Genomic DNA, 12,932 nt, shown 5'->3' with positions numbered 1-12,932 from the left:
CGGCCCGCTTTGACGCGGCGGAAGAACGCGGCGAACGCCCTGTCGAGACGGCGGAGCGTCTGCTGCTGCGAACCCGCCGACCAACGCCCCTGACCATCCGGGTCCGCCCTGCGGATCTCCTTCAGCTCCGCCGACTGCTCGCCGTAGCGGACACTCACCCCCGCCCTGCGGTAAGCGGTGCGCCGGTGCTCCAGCGCGGCGTTGTACAAGACGCGGTGATCGTCCAGGCACGCGGTGAGCGCGGCCGCCTGGTGGCGGGTCGGGCGCAGCAGGAACCTGTAGGACCTACGCACGGCCGCCCCCCTGGGCAGCGCCCTCGCACCGCGTCTCGACGTGGCGCCGCACCGTCCGCGCGGACACCGCTCCGGCGGTGGCCGCGAAGTGCGACTGTGACCACAGGGCGGGCGGCCGGGAGCGCAGGCAGGGGAACCCGGCGCGCAGACGGCGGGAGGTGAACCCCTTGAACCGGCCGGCCACGTACCACGGCGAGCTCCCCGGGCGCGGCCTGACGGACGGCGCACGCGGCCGGGCATCACCTCAAACGCCACGCTCTCCCGGCCGTGCTCGTCGGCTCTGGCGCGGATCAGCTCCTTCAGGCGGGCCCTCACCCGGCCGCCGAGAACCGGGCGGCGACACCTCGGGCACCACACCACGCGGTATCCGAGGCCGCACGCCGCGCCGGGGAAGGTACGCACCTGACGGGTCACACGACCATTACAACAATGACGCACACCTGACGCACGACGAACGGAGATCTCATGCGCGGACCGGACAGGTCACCACACGCCCGGGCCCGGGCGGCCCTTCCGCCCCCGACTCCCCCGTCGCCCAAAGTCGACGGTCCCCTCGGGAGGACCTGATGGCTCTGGGTCGCCCGTCCGTCCTTCCCGATCGTGTGCCGACCGTCCGCGAGCTTCTCGCGGCCGGTGGCCGGTCGTTCTCCTTCGAGTTCGGTCCACCGAAGACCGACGAGGGGGAGCGGCAGCTCTGGCGGGCCATCCGGGAGCTGGAGGCGCTCCGTCCCACCTTCGTCTCGGTCACCTACGGCGCGGGCGGCGGCACCCGCGACCGCACGGTCGAGATCGTGGAGCGGATCGCCCACGAGACCACGCTGACCCCGGTGGCCCACTTCACCGCCGTCAACCACTCCATCCGCGAGCTGCGCCACCTGGTCGGCCGGTTCGCCGGGGCCGGGGTGCGCAACATTCTCGCGGTGCGGGGCGACCCGCCCGGCGACGTGACCGGCGAGTGGGTCCGCCACCCCGAGGGGGTGCTCTACGCCGAGGAACTGGTCCGGCTGATCCGCCAGTCCGGCGACTTCTGCGTCGGAGTGGCCGCCTTCCCCTACAAGCACCCCCGGTCGGCCTCGATGGAGGCCGACACCGAGCACTTCGTGCGCAAGTGCCGCGCGGGCGCCGACTACGCGATCACCCAGATGTTCTTCCGGGCCGAGGACTACCTCCGGCTCCGTGACCGGGTGGCCGCCAGGGGCTGCGACACCCCGATCATCCCCGGCATCATGCCCGTCACCCAGATGAGCACGATCGCCCGGTCCGAGCAGTTGTCGGGAGCGCCGTTCCCGTCCGAGGTGGCGGCGAGGTTCGAGGCCGTCGCCGGTGATCCGGCCGCCGTCCGCCGGCTGGGCATCGAGCACGCCGCCGAGCTGTGCCAGACCCTGCTCGACGAGGGCGTGCCCGGGATCCACTTCATCACCTTCAACCGCTCCAGTGCGACCCGCGAGGTCTTCCAGGCCCTCGACGTCGCCCCGGAGCCCACCCGTCTGGCCGTCTGACCGCGCGGGCTATCCCCGGGGGCGGGAGGCCGGGGATAGGGGGAGCACGGCTCCGACGATCGCGTACCGTTCGTAGCCGCCGGGGAAGACGAACCGGGTGAGCAGGTCCGCGAAGCCGATGCTGCGGTAGAGGTGCCGCGCCGCGGTCGCCTGGTCACGGGTGGACAGTACGGCGGTGCGCTCCGGGCGCCCCTCGCACAGGCCGGTGACCATCGCCCGGCCGATGCCCTCGCCGTGATGGTCGGGGTGCACGTGCACCTCGGCGATCTCCAGGGCGTCGCCGAGCCAGCCGTTCGCGCTCTCCGCGCCGTTCTGCTCGGTCATCGCCCGGCGGACGACGTCGTGCCACCACTGCCCGGGTGCGCCGTGGAAACCGTAGGCGACTCCCACCGGCGTCCCGTCGGCGCGCTCGGCGAACAGGCAGGTGAACCCCGGGTGGACGGCGTGGTTTCCCATGATCGCCTTCCGCCCGGTGAGCTGATCGGCGGGTGGGCGCATCGCCGCCGTGTAGATGTCGAGGACCACGTCCAGCCGCGCGGTGAACTCGTCGGGGCCGATCCGTCGCAGGCCGATCACGCAACGCACCCTAGCAGGGCCGACCCGGCGGGGGCCGTCCGGCGGGATCCAAGCGCTGTTGGGGATTTCGCCAAGTATTTCGCATATCTCAGGCCGGTGGGCCGAGCCGGGCGGGGATCACCGCTCCACCTCCACCGGAGTCCCGCCGGTGACGCGGACCAGTTCGGCGAAAGAGGTCGGGAAGACCGTGTGCGGGTGACCGGCAGCCGCCCAGACCACCTCGTACCTGTCGAGCCAGACGTCCACCAGTGTCCTGATGGGGGCGGGGTGGCCGATCGGGGCGACGCCGCCGATGACCTGCCCGGTGGCCACGCGGACGAAGTCGGGGGTGGCCCGCCGTACCCTCGCCGCGCCGGTCGTCTCCGCGATCAGACCGGTGTCCACCCGGTGGGCGCCGCTGGTGAGGACGAGTAGGGGTTCCCCGTCGGCGTCGAAGATCAGGCTGTTGGCGATGGCGCCGACCTCGCAGCCGAGCTGCGCGGCGGCGGTCGCCGCGGTCGGGGTGGCCTCGGCGAACACCGTGATCTCGCCGGCGACTCCGTGCTCGCGCAGGGCGGCGGCGACCTTCTCGATGTTGGGATGCAACTTTTCGGGCACCCGGTCACTCTAAACAGTTTGCCAATGGATTACCTCTTTATAACCCTTGATGGGAGATGAGAGGTTCGTGCGCTATGGTCCGTTGGTCTGGGCTTTAGTGATACAAGGGGATGATTTCAGGTGGGCGTTGGACGGCGGCTCGGAGTGGCCGCGCTGATGACGGCGGGAGCCGTGTTCCTGTCTTCCTCCGGCTCCGCTCTCGGCGTCGCGAACGCCCGGACCGGCACCGTGACGGCCCCGGTCGCCGCGGCGTGGGCCGGGACCACCGCGTTCGTCGCACCCGGTAAGACGCTCAGGCTGGGAGCCAGGGGAGCCGTGGTCAAGGTGCTCCAGACCAGGCTGAAGGAGCTCGGCTACGAACCCGGCAAGATCGACGGGCAGTACGGCGGGGCGACCCAGGCCGCGCTCTGGGCCTTCCAGAAGGTCAACCTGATCCCCCTGACCAGCACCGTGGCGCGCCGGACCTGGAACGCTCTAGAGAACCCCCGGAACCCGAGGGTGCTGGTGCCGAAGGGCAGGCCGACCAGGGTCGAGGTGAACCTCACCCAGCAGGTGGTGGTCCTCTACGTCGGCGGCCGGGTGAGGCTGGTCAGCCACATCTCCTCCGGCAGCGGGATCCCGTACTGCGAGACGGCCACCTGGGAGGGCAGGACCCAGAGGTTCTGCGGCGACGCCCGCACGCCGACGGGAGACTTCAAGACGACCTGGCGCAGGAAGGGCTGGCACAAGTCCTACCTGGGACAGCTCTACAACCCGATCTTCTTCAACGGCGGCATCGCCTTCCACGGCGCGCTGTCGGTCCCGCCGGCGCCGGCCTCGCACGGCTGCGTGCGGCTGCCGATGCACGTGGCGGGCATCCTGCCCGGCCTGCTCGGCACCGGGGTGCCGGTGCACGTGCGGGGGAGATTCGTCCGTTAGCCGCACCCGTCGGCCGCGCCCGGTGGCGGCCCGGCCCGGGACGGCCCACCCCAACCCGGGCCGGGCCGGGACGGCGCCGGACTACGAGGAATCGGACAGTCGCAGGTGGCGGACCCCGGGAGATCTCGATCTCCCGGGGTTTTGCCGTCTCACGGAAGATCGAACTTTTGTTCGTGGGCTTACTTGACACTATGCGTGATCGAATTTATGTTCGATGTAATGACGTGAGATTTGCGGCTCGCGTCCAGGGCGGCCCCCTGCCCCCGCCGTCGGCCAAGACGGTCGGACCAGGTCGGGGCGGACGGGGAGAGGGGAAGCTCCTCGTCCGGCCGTCCGGCGATTTGTCGGTGGGGTCTGCGAGTGTTGACCTGACCGGCGAAATCGCCGGGAGCCGCTGGTGACCAAGGAGGCTGAGGCACGTGACACCCTCCCCCTCGTGATCGAGGGGGATCCCCGCGGTCACCCGCGTGGGGGTCCTGCTTCACCGCCGGTCGCCCGCCAGAGAGGAGAGTCTCTCGTTGAGGTCTTACCCCGGCTTCACCGTTCCGTCTCTCCGCCCGCCCGGCGGCGAGGACACCGCCGGCCACACGTGCGGCGGCCCGGTCACCGCCGTCGCCGGGCACCCCACCGAACCGCCCGGCACCGCGCAGCGTTTCCTCCTCCGCCCGAAGGCGGAGGTCTCCACGCTCAAGGAGATGTGATGATCCCTCGGCTCAGCGATTCCGACGGGCCCCGGCTGTCGTCCACGGTGCGGGCACACCTGACCGACGCGCGTGACTGTCTTGAGGAGGCGGCCGCCGCGCGGACCTCCGCCGGTCGTTACGTCGCCGCCCACCTGGCGGCGCTCCGGGCCGCGGCCGCGATCCTGGCCGCCAGGCCACGCCCGATGGACGGCCGAAGGCGCAGGCTGCGCAGTGCGTGGGAGCTGCTTCCCGAGGCCGAGCCCCGGCTGGCCGAGTGGGCGCCCTATTTCGAGATGAGCGCGGCCAAGCGCGCCTCGGCCGAGGCGGGAATGACCCGGGTGGTGTCGGCGCGGGACGCCGAGGAGCTGATCTCCGAGGCGGAGCGGTTCGTCACCGCGGTGGAGGGGCTGCTCGGCCTGCCCGCCCAGGCCACGCTGCCGACCCGCGTGCCCCTGGCGGGCTAGAGGTTTCCGCCCGCGGGCCGGCGGGGTCAGAGCGCGGCGGCGACCGCCGCGGCGACGAAGACGACCTGCAGGGCGGTGCGGGAGGGCAGTGGGGTCGCCGGTCGCCCTCCGAAGGTGATGTCGCGACGGGCGGCCGAGACGTTCGCCGGGAACATGGCGAGCATCAGCAGGGCCAGGCAGGCGGCGGCGATCCGGGTGGTCGGCGGCAGCAGCAGGCCCACCGCGCCGGCGAGTTCGAGGACGCCGGTGACCGTGACGAGCAGGGCCGGGCGCGGCAGGGACGGCGGGACCATGGCGATCATGTCCTCGCGGAGCCTGCCGGCGAAGTGCGCGACGCCGGTGAGCACGAACATCAGCGCGAGCCCGCCGCGCAGCGCGGGCTGCCAGCCGTCGAGCGCGTCGAGGCCGGCCAGGCCGAGGAGACGGAGAATCGCGAATCCACCCACCAGGGCGATCAGAGGTGCCATGTCAACTCCTAATCTTGTCATTGGCAAGATAGGGAGCCGTGGGGTAACTTGTCAATGACAGGATTACCTCCGGAGGGGACGAGAGAGATCAATCAGCGGAGTTACCACCACGGCGACCTGCGGCGGACCATCCTGGCGGCCGCGGCCGAGGCGATCACCGAGTCCGGGCCGTCCGGCTGGAGCCTGCGCGAGCTGGCACGCCGCGCGGGCGTCTCGCACGCCGCGCCCGCCCACCATTTCGGCGACAAGGCCGGGCTGCTCACCGCGCTCGCCGTCGAGGGCTTCGATCTGCTCGCCGGAGTCCTGGCCGAGGCCGGCGGGGACATCCTCGACCTCGGAACGGCGTACGTGCGCTTCGCCGCGGCCCATCGGGCGCACTACGAGGTGATGTTCCAGCCCGGCCTCTATCGCGCGGACGACCCCGAGGTGACGGCCGCGCGAGCCCGCACGTGGGCGCTCCTGGAGGACGGGCTCCGTGCGCTGCCGGGAGGCGCCCCCGCCCCCGCGGCGCTCGCGGCGTGGTCGATCGTGCACGGCTTCGCCGGGCTCTGGCTGAGCGGGGCGTTTCCCGAAGACGTGGGCGACGACCCGGAGGCCGCCGCGCGCCCGGTGATCCGGCTGCTGTTCGACCGCTGACGGGGGTCTCCGTCTCCCCGGGGCGGAGAGGACGTCAAAAGATCTTCAGCGGTCCCTCAGGCGGCGGAGGAGGCCGCGGGGCAGGCGGCGCGCTGGCGGAGCAGGAGCATGGCGGCGTCGTCGCTCAGCGGCCGGCCCACATGGCGGAGCAGGTCGGCCCGGAGGGCGTCCAGCGCGTGCTGCGGGTCGCCGCCGTTCAGTAGATAGGCCCTGGCCGGCAGCGGATAGAACTGGCCCGTTCCATCGCGGGCCTCGATGACACCGTCGGTGTAGAAGAGGACCTGGTCGCCGGGCTCGAACGGGATCTGGTGCGGTTCCGGTTCGCTCGCCTTCAGCGAGCCCATGCCCAGCGGGAGTGCCTCGTCCGGCGGATCGGCGAACCAGCGCCGGCCGTCGGCGGCCAGCACCATGGGCGCCGGGTGGCCGCAGTTGATAACGGTGATGGAGGTGTCCCCGGTGATCTCGGCCAGCTCGGTGATCTCGGCCAGGATGGCGGTGACGAACTGCTCGCCGGAGAGCTCCCGGGTCAGGGCGTTCTCCAGCCGGGACACCACACCCTGGAGTTTGGCCTCGTCGTGGGCGGCCTCCCGGAAGGCGCCGAGCACCACCGCGGCGGTCTCCACGGCCTCCAGGCCCTTGCCCTGGACGTCTCCCACGATGACCCGTACCCCGTGCGGGGTGGTGACCACCTCGTACAGGTCGCCACCGATGCGGGCCTCGGCGGTCGCCGAGGTGTAGGAGACGGCCACGCCGATCCCCGGCCCCGCTCGGCGCGGCACCGGCCGCAGCAGCACCCGCTGAGCGGCCTCGGCCACCGAGCGGACGTCGGCGAGCTGCCGCTCGTGGCGGAGCCGTCCGGCACTGGCCAGCACGCTGGCCATGGTGACGCCGAGGATCGCCACCATGGTGATGTTGGTACGGGGCATCCAGAGGATGTCGTTGTAGAGGCCGAGCACCACGCAGAGCGCCATGGCGACGACGCCGATCACCGTGGTCCTGCCCAGGCCGCAGGCCACGCTGGCGAAGGCCGGGCCGAGGGCCAGCAGTGGAAGGAGGCCGTAGGTCGGGCCGGAGCCGAAGTCGACCAGGGCCACCAGGGCCATGACGACGAACGGCAGAAGTCTCAGGGTCTCCTGGGTTCTGCCGGCCCCGACGGAGGTCAGCAGCCGCAGGAAGGCGCGGGTCTTGGTCGACCCCAGTGCCGCCCTGGCCGCGGCGAGGCGGCCCTTCGGGCGTGTTTGAGAGTGATCGTGGCGATCCTCTCCCCGGGCCATGTCCACCACATCTCGTTAAATGCCATGTTTGCCTTTTCCTACCACAGCGATGGTCATCCGTGGTGGGGTGCGGGTCATGTTCTAACGAGAGAGCAAGACCTCCGGCAGGTGGGCACGCCGCGCCAGGGCGTACCCACGAGCGGACGGGCGGTCAGAAGGACTCGACGGCTCGGCGTGCCTCGGGGTCCAGAACGCCCCAGCTGATGAGCTCCTCGGTGAGCTCACTGGGGGACTTGTCATAGATCACGGCCAGCGAGCGCAGGTCCTCCTGGCGGATGGACAGCACCTTGCCGTTGTAGTCGCCACGCTGGCTCTGGATGGTGGCCGCGTAACGTGCCAGCGCACCCGCCTTCTCCTTGGGGAGCTGGGCAAGGCGCTCAAGGTCGATCACAAGCTTCGGTGTCGGGCCGAGCGGACTCGGCGCGGTGCCGCCGGGCAGCAGTTCGCCGACCGGCACACCGTAGAAGTCTGCCAGTTCGGCCAGCTTCTGCACCGTGACGGCGCGGTCTCCGCGCTCGTAGGAGCCGACGACAACGGCCTTCCAGCGACCGCGGGACTTTTCCTCTACCCCGTGCAGGGACAAGCCCTGCTGGGTGCGAATGGCGCGGAGTCTTGCACCCAGCGACTTGGCGTATTCAGACGGCATCCTGTGGCCCCCCGGCTCGGTTATGTACTGCTTTCAGTTGATTGTGCTCCCTCGCAACTTATGCCCCAACCACCGGGTTGGCGCCCGGGGTAGGCACCTTCGGTGACCGAAGCGTCGGGCTTTACCCGATAACGTCGCGAGGTGTGGTTACGGACAGTGACGGTAAAGCTGTGGGCGCCTAAGGTCAAGCTGATTGGAAAAAAGATGGTGAATCCGATCCGATGCGGTCCGCCTCAAACGCCGTGCTTGTCCCACTGCACATAGTGAATCATCATGGTTTCTCGGGCTTCCGAGGGGATCCGGGCTTCCTGGGGGGATTCCTGGGCAGCATCATCACCGGGCACGGCGCCGAGCGTATGATCTTCAGGGAGACGTCACCGAGGAAGACCCTGCGCAGAGGTCCGGTTTCGCTGGAGGCGCAGACCACTATCGATCCCTCGCAGTCGGTGCCGGCCAGTGCCGCCGCCACGTTCCTGCCCTCCAGCACCCGCACCTCCACCTCGACGTGCCGCCGCCCTCGGGTGACCGCCCTGAGGTCGGCCGCCACCTTCTCCCTGAACCGGTTGAGCATCTCCTCCTCGACCTTCTCCTGCCGTCCCCCGCTCACCACCAGGGTGATCAGCCGCAGTGGAACGTTCATCTGCGCGGCCAGGGTGAAGGCCTGCCGTACCGCCTCGTCGGAGGCGGGGTCGCGCCGGTAGGCCATGGTCAGCCGCCGGAGTCTGGACGGCGGCTCGTCGGCGTATCCCCGGGGGGCCAGCGCCACGGGCACCGGTGAGGCGTGCAGGAGCTGGTCGGCGGTGCTGCCGATCCGGATCCGGCCCCGGCCGCCTCCCGGGGCCGAGCCGATGACCACCACGTCGGCCTTGATCATGCCGATGAGCTGGACCAGGCCGCGCCCGCTGCCCCGATGACCGCGGAAGACGTACTCGATCGGCACGTCCGTCACGTCCGTCAGCGCCTTGCGTGCCTGCTCCAGGGTCTCGGCGGCCTGGCCGGCCACGTAGGCCCGCCACTCGGCGTCGATCTTGCCGGGGCCGGGGGTGGGCCAGGCGGGCGCGTGGATGTGGGCGACCGTCAACCGGGCGCCGGTCTGCCTGGCCATCCGCGTGGCCAGCGCCAGCCCGTCCCGGCCCCGCTGCTCGGGGATGAATCCGGCGAGAATGTGTTCGATCTTCATCGGACGCTCCGGTTGAGGCGCGAGTGGCGATAGCCGTACAGGAAGTAGGCGGCCAGGCCGACCACCATCCAGATCGTGAAGGCCAGCCAGGTCACGCCGGCCAGCCCCAGCATCACGACCACACAGCAGATCACTCCCAGAATCGGCGTGACGGGGAAGAACGGCGTCCTGAAGCTGCGGGGCAGGTCGGGCTGGGTACGGCGGAGCACCAGCACACCGACGTTGACGATGGCGAAGGCGAACAGGGTGCCGATGCTGGTGGCCTCGGCGAGCTGGCCCAGTGGGATGAACCCGGCGAGCACGGAGACGAACGCGGCGACGATGAGCGTGTTGGCGACCGGCACCTGGCGGCGCGGGTTCACCCTCTCGAAGATCTCCGGTATCAGGCCGTCGCGCGACATCGCGAACAGGATGCGGGTCTGGCCGTACAGCACGGTGAGGACCACGCTGGCGATGGCGACGACCGCGCCGAAGGAGATGATGACGCCCGGCCAGGTGGCGCCGGTGGCCTGGTCGGCGATCAGGGCGAGGCTGGCCTCGGTGGTGTGCGGGTTGAACTCCTGCCAGGGCATGGCGCCCACGGCGGCCAGCGCCACCAGCACGTAGACGACCGTGACGACGGCCAGGGAGAGGATGATCGCCAGGGGCAGGTCCCGCTTGGGGTTCTTGGCCTCCTCACCGGCGGTGGAGGCCGCGTCGAAGCCGATGTAGGAGAAGAAGACCTGCGAGGCGGCGGCGGTGATGCCGGCGACGCCCATCGGGGCGAACGGTGTCAGGTTGCCCGTGCTGAAGGCGCTGAAGGCCACGACGCAGAAGAAGGCCAGCACCGCGATCTTGATGAGCACGAAGACCGCGTTGGCGCTGGCGCTCTCGGAGGCGCCGCGGAGCAGCAGCCAGGTGGCCAGCAGGACGATCAGGATGGCGGTGAGGTTGAACACGCCGCCCTGGTCGCCGGGGGAGTGGGTGATGGAGGCCGGCAGCTGCCGGCCGAACAGGTCCTGGAGGAAGTGGTTGAGATACTCTCCCCAGCCGACCGCCACCGCCGCCACCGAGACGGCGTACTCCAGCATCAGGCACCAGCCGCACACCCACGCCACCAGCTCGCCCAGGGTCGCGTAGGCGTAGGAGTAGGACGATCCGGAGACCGGGATGGTTCCGGCCAGCTCGGCGTAGGAGAGGGCCGAGAACAGGGCGGTGATCGCCGCCATCACGAAGGCGGCGACCACCGCGGGACCCGCCTTCGGCACCGCCTGGCCGAGGATGACGAAGATGCCGGTGCCGAGCGTGGCGCCGACGCTGAAGAGGGTGAGCTGCCACAGGGTCATGGTCCGGCGCAACTCGCCGCCCTCGCCGTGGCCCCCCTCGGCGACGATCTGCTCGGCCGGCTTGGTGCGGAACAACCGTTGCGCCACGGAAGTCATGTATTGCCCCCTCGACTGGGCCTGTGTGTTGATGATCCGTCGTGTCGGGGGGCCGGCCAGCCCCCTTTCCCGCCGGAGGGCGGCGGGAAAGGGGGCTGTGCGGTCTACGGTGTGCGGTCTGTGCTGTGTGGTCGGTGCGTGTGGACTGTCCTGTGCGGCCCCTGCCTGCGGACCACGCGGGTTGCCCGGCTACAGGGTGCTGGCCAGCGGCCAGGTGGCGTTGGGGGTGACGATGGTGCCCGCCCTGCCCTCCAGGATCTGTTCGGCCTCGTCCAGCCTGCCGATCGCGGCCATGTCGCCGGTCGTCTCCACGAACCGGCAGACCGCCTCCACCTTCGGTCCCATGGAACCGGCGGGGAAGTGTTCCGCGCGGAGCTGGTGGGGCGTGGTGTGGGTGATCTCCTCCTGCTGCGGGGTGCCGAAGTTCCTGGCCACCCGCGGTACGTCGGTGAGGACCATGAAGACGTCGGCCTCCAGCGCCTCGGCGAGGATCGAGGCGGTCAGGTCCTTGTCGACAACCGCCTCTATGCCCTGCAACTGACCCTTGTCGTTGCGGATGACCGGAATGCCGCCCCCGCCGGCGCAGACCGTGATGATGCCGTCGCGGACCAGGCGGCGTAGCAGGCGGGTCTCCACGACCCGCTGCGGGGCGGGGGAGGGCACGACCCTGCGCCAGTATCGGCCGTCGGGCTTGACCGTCCAGCCGTACTCCCCGGCGAGTTTCTCGGCCTCCGCCCGGTCGTAGACCTGGCCGACGAACTTCGTCGGGTTGTCGAAGGCCGGGTCCACCGCGGAGACCAGCGTCTGATTGATCGTCGAGGCGACCTGCCGGCCCGGCAGCGCGTTCTGCAGGGCCTGCAGCATCCAGTAACCGATCATGCCCTGGGTCTCGGCGCCGATCGTGTCCAGGGGGTAGGGCCTGGTCAGGTTGGGGTCGTTGGTGCTCTCCAGCGCCAGCACGCCCACCTGCGGGCCGTTCCCGTGGGTGATGATCAGTTCGTGTCTCTCGGCCAGCCTCGCCAGTGACGCGACCGCGACACGGACGTTCTCCTGCTGGACGTCCGCGTCGGGGCTCTGCCCCCGCTGCAGCAGTGCGTTGCCCCCCAGGGCGACCAGAACGCGCATCTCTCAGTCTCCCGGGGTCGCGAAGGCGATGGGTGCCTTGACGGTTACGGTGGTGTGCATGCCCCTCAGTTCCCCGAGGTCGTGAAGGCGGCGGGTGCCTTGGTGGTTACGGTGGTGTGCATGCCCTCAGTCCCCCAGGGTCGCGACCATGACGGCCTTGATGGTGTGCAGGCGGTTCTCGGCCTGGTCGAAGACGATCGAGCGCGCCGACTCGAAGACCTCGTCGGTGACCTCCAGCGCCTCGTGGCCGGTCTTTTCGAAGATCTCCTCGCCGACCCTGGTCTCCCGGTTGTGGAAGGCCGGCAGGCAGTGCATGAACTTCACACCGGGGTTTCCGGTGGCCTTCACCACCCCGGCGTTCACCTGGTAGGGCATGAGCAGCTTGATGCGCTCCTCCCAGACCTCCTTGGGCTCGCCCATGGACACCCACACGTCGGTGTAGAGGAAGTCCACGCCCTTGACGCCCTTGGCCACGTCGGAGGTGATGGTGATCCTCGCCCCGGTCTCCCCGGCGAGGTCCCTGGCGGGCTTGACGACCTTCTTCTCGTCGGGCCACAGCGCCTCGGGCGCCACGAGCCGCACGTCCATGCCGAGCATCGCGCCGGTGACCAGGAGCGAGTGCCCCATGTTGTTGCGGGCGTCGCCCAGGTAGGCGAAGGCGACCTCGTGCAGCGGCTTGTCGCTGTGCTCCTGCATGGTGAGCGCGTCGGCGAGCATCTGGGTCGGGTGCCAGTCGTCGGTGAGGCCGTTCCAGACGGGGACGCCCGAGTGGGCCGCGAGCTCCTCGACGTTGGACTGCTTGCTGCCCCGGTACTCGATGCCGTCGAACATCCGGCCGAGCACCCGCGCGGTGTCCTTCACCGACTCCTTGTGGCCCATCTGGGAGCCGGTGGGGTCCAGGTAGGTGACGTGGGCGCCCTGGTCGTGGGCGCCGACCTCGAACGCGCACCGGGTGCGGGTCGAGGTCTTCTCGAAGATCAGGGCGATGTTCTTGCCCCTGAGCCTGGGCTCCTCGTTCCCGGCGTACTTGGCGGCCTTGAGTTCGGCCGCCAGCCTGATCAGGAACGTGAACTCGTCCGGGGTCAGGTCGAGCTCCTTGAGGAAACTGCGGTTGCGCAGGTTGAATGCCATGTGTGCTCCCCGGTGAGAGAAG

At 70.3% G+C, this 12,932-nt stretch carries 16 protein-coding genes; 5 read left to right on the top strand and 11 right to left on the bottom strand.

The features are described 5' to 3' along the window. Together ACWEF2_RS29450 and ACWEF2_RS29445 are read right to left on the bottom strand one after the other, a co-directional pair. Positions 1-293 (bottom strand): helix-turn-helix domain-containing protein (locus tag ACWEF2_RS29450; protein WP_453819579.1); only part of this gene is annotated, 293 nt, incomplete at its 3' end. Beyond that, positions 286-477, bottom strand: a complete 192-nt coding sequence (locus ACWEF2_RS29445; RefSeq protein WP_453819578.1) for a transposase — start codon at positions 475-477, stop codon at positions 286-288. The genes ACWEF2_RS29445 and ACWEF2_RS29450, both read right to left, overlap by 8 nt. Before the next feature lie 382 nt (positions 478-859). Here ACWEF2_RS29445 and metF point away from each other — a divergent pair, with 382 nt between their 5' ends. After that, positions 860-1,792, top strand: a complete 933-nt coding sequence (gene metF / locus ACWEF2_RS29440; protein ID WP_453819577.1) for a methylenetetrahydrofolate reductase [NAD(P)H] — start codon at positions 860-862, stop codon at positions 1,790-1,792. A gap of 9 nt (positions 1,793-1,801) precedes the next feature. Here the strand turns inward: metF and ACWEF2_RS29435 are convergent, their stop codons facing one another. Further along, the gene (locus tag ACWEF2_RS29435; RefSeq protein ID WP_453819576.1) at positions 1,802-2,368 is read right to left on the bottom strand and encodes a GNAT family N-acetyltransferase; all 567 of its coding nucleotides are present in this window, start codon (positions 2,366-2,368) and stop codon (positions 1,802-1,804) included. 117 nt (positions 2,369-2,485) lie between these two features. Further along, complete coding sequence (locus ACWEF2_RS29430; protein ID WP_453819575.1) at positions 2,486-2,965, bottom strand: YbaK/EbsC family protein; 480 nt, start codon at positions 2,963-2,965, stop codon at positions 2,486-2,488. A gap of 120 nt (positions 2,966-3,085) precedes the next feature. On the opposite strand from ACWEF2_RS29430, the gene ACWEF2_RS29425 reads away from it, so the two are divergent. From ACWEF2_RS29425 to ACWEF2_RS29415, 3 genes are all read left to right on the top strand, one after another. Continuing rightward, positions 3,086-3,883, top strand: a complete 798-nt coding sequence (locus ACWEF2_RS29425) for a L,D-transpeptidase family protein (protein ID WP_453819574.1) — start codon at positions 3,086-3,088, stop codon at positions 3,881-3,883. 518 nt (positions 3,884-4,401) lie between these two features. After that, on the top strand, positions 4,402-4,584 hold the full coding sequence (locus ACWEF2_RS29420) for a hypothetical protein (protein WP_453819573.1): 183 nt from the start codon (positions 4,402-4,404) through the stop codon (positions 4,582-4,584). Then, positions 4,584-5,030, top strand: coding sequence for an SAV_6107 family HEPN domain-containing protein (locus ACWEF2_RS29415; RefSeq protein WP_453819572.1), 447 nt, complete (start codon positions 4,584-4,586; stop codon positions 5,028-5,030). The genes ACWEF2_RS29420 and ACWEF2_RS29415 overlap by 1 nt, the downstream gene beginning before the upstream one ends. A 26-nt stretch (positions 5,031-5,056) precedes the next feature. On the opposite strand, the gene ACWEF2_RS29410 is transcribed toward ACWEF2_RS29415, so the two are convergent. Further along, positions 5,057-5,497 carry a DoxX family protein gene (locus tag ACWEF2_RS29410; RefSeq protein ID WP_453819571.1) on the bottom strand — a complete coding sequence of 147 codons (441 nt, stop codon included), beginning with the start codon at positions 5,495-5,497 and terminating at the stop codon, positions 5,057-5,059. Between the two features lie 54 nt (positions 5,498-5,551). On the opposite strand from ACWEF2_RS29410, the gene ACWEF2_RS29405 reads away from it, so the two are divergent. Then, positions 5,552-6,133, top strand: coding sequence for a TetR/AcrR family transcriptional regulator (locus tag ACWEF2_RS29405; RefSeq protein ID WP_453819570.1), 582 nt, complete (start codon positions 5,552-5,554; stop codon positions 6,131-6,133). Positions 6,134-6,189: 56 nt separating this feature from the next. Here ACWEF2_RS29405 and ACWEF2_RS29400 read toward each other — a convergent pair whose 3' ends face one another. The 6 genes from ACWEF2_RS29400 to argF all read right to left on the bottom strand — a co-directional run bounded on the left by ACWEF2_RS29400 (position 6,190) and on the right by argF (position 12,910). After that, a complete protein-coding gene (locus ACWEF2_RS29400; RefSeq protein ID WP_453819569.1) occupies positions 6,190-7,407 on the bottom strand; it encodes a PP2C family protein-serine/threonine phosphatase in 1,218 nt (405 codons plus the stop codon). A 151-nt stretch (positions 7,408-7,558) separates the two neighbouring features. Next, positions 7,559-8,053, bottom strand: a complete 495-nt coding sequence (gene bldD, locus ACWEF2_RS29395; RefSeq protein WP_355589876.1) for a transcriptional regulator BldD — start codon at positions 8,051-8,053, stop codon at positions 7,559-7,561. 271 nt (positions 8,054-8,324) lie between these two features. Then, on the bottom strand, positions 8,325-9,233 hold the full coding sequence (locus ACWEF2_RS29390; protein ID WP_453819568.1) for a universal stress protein: 909 nt from the start codon (positions 9,231-9,233) through the stop codon (positions 8,325-8,327). Beyond that, positions 9,230-10,654, bottom strand: coding sequence for an amino acid permease (locus ACWEF2_RS29385; protein WP_453819567.1), 1,425 nt, complete (start codon positions 10,652-10,654; stop codon positions 9,230-9,232). Before ACWEF2_RS29385 ends, ACWEF2_RS29390 begins: the two co-directional genes overlap by 4 nt. Before the next feature lie 189 nt (positions 10,655-10,843). Continuing rightward, entirely contained in the window at positions 10,844-11,779 is a 936-nt protein-coding gene (gene arcC, locus ACWEF2_RS29380) for a carbamate kinase (protein WP_453819566.1), read from the bottom strand. A gap of 126 nt (positions 11,780-11,905) precedes the next feature. Next, positions 11,906-12,910, bottom strand: coding sequence for an ornithine carbamoyltransferase (gene argF / locus ACWEF2_RS29375; protein ID WP_453819565.1), 1,005 nt, complete (start codon positions 12,908-12,910; stop codon positions 11,906-11,908). Between the last annotated feature and the right edge of the window lie 22 nt (positions 12,911-12,932).

Source organism: Streptosporangium sp. NPDC004631 (genome assembly GCF_053601935.1).
The sequence above is the reverse complement of the archived record's forward strand: the minus strand, read 5'-3'. Positions and strand labels throughout refer to the sequence as shown.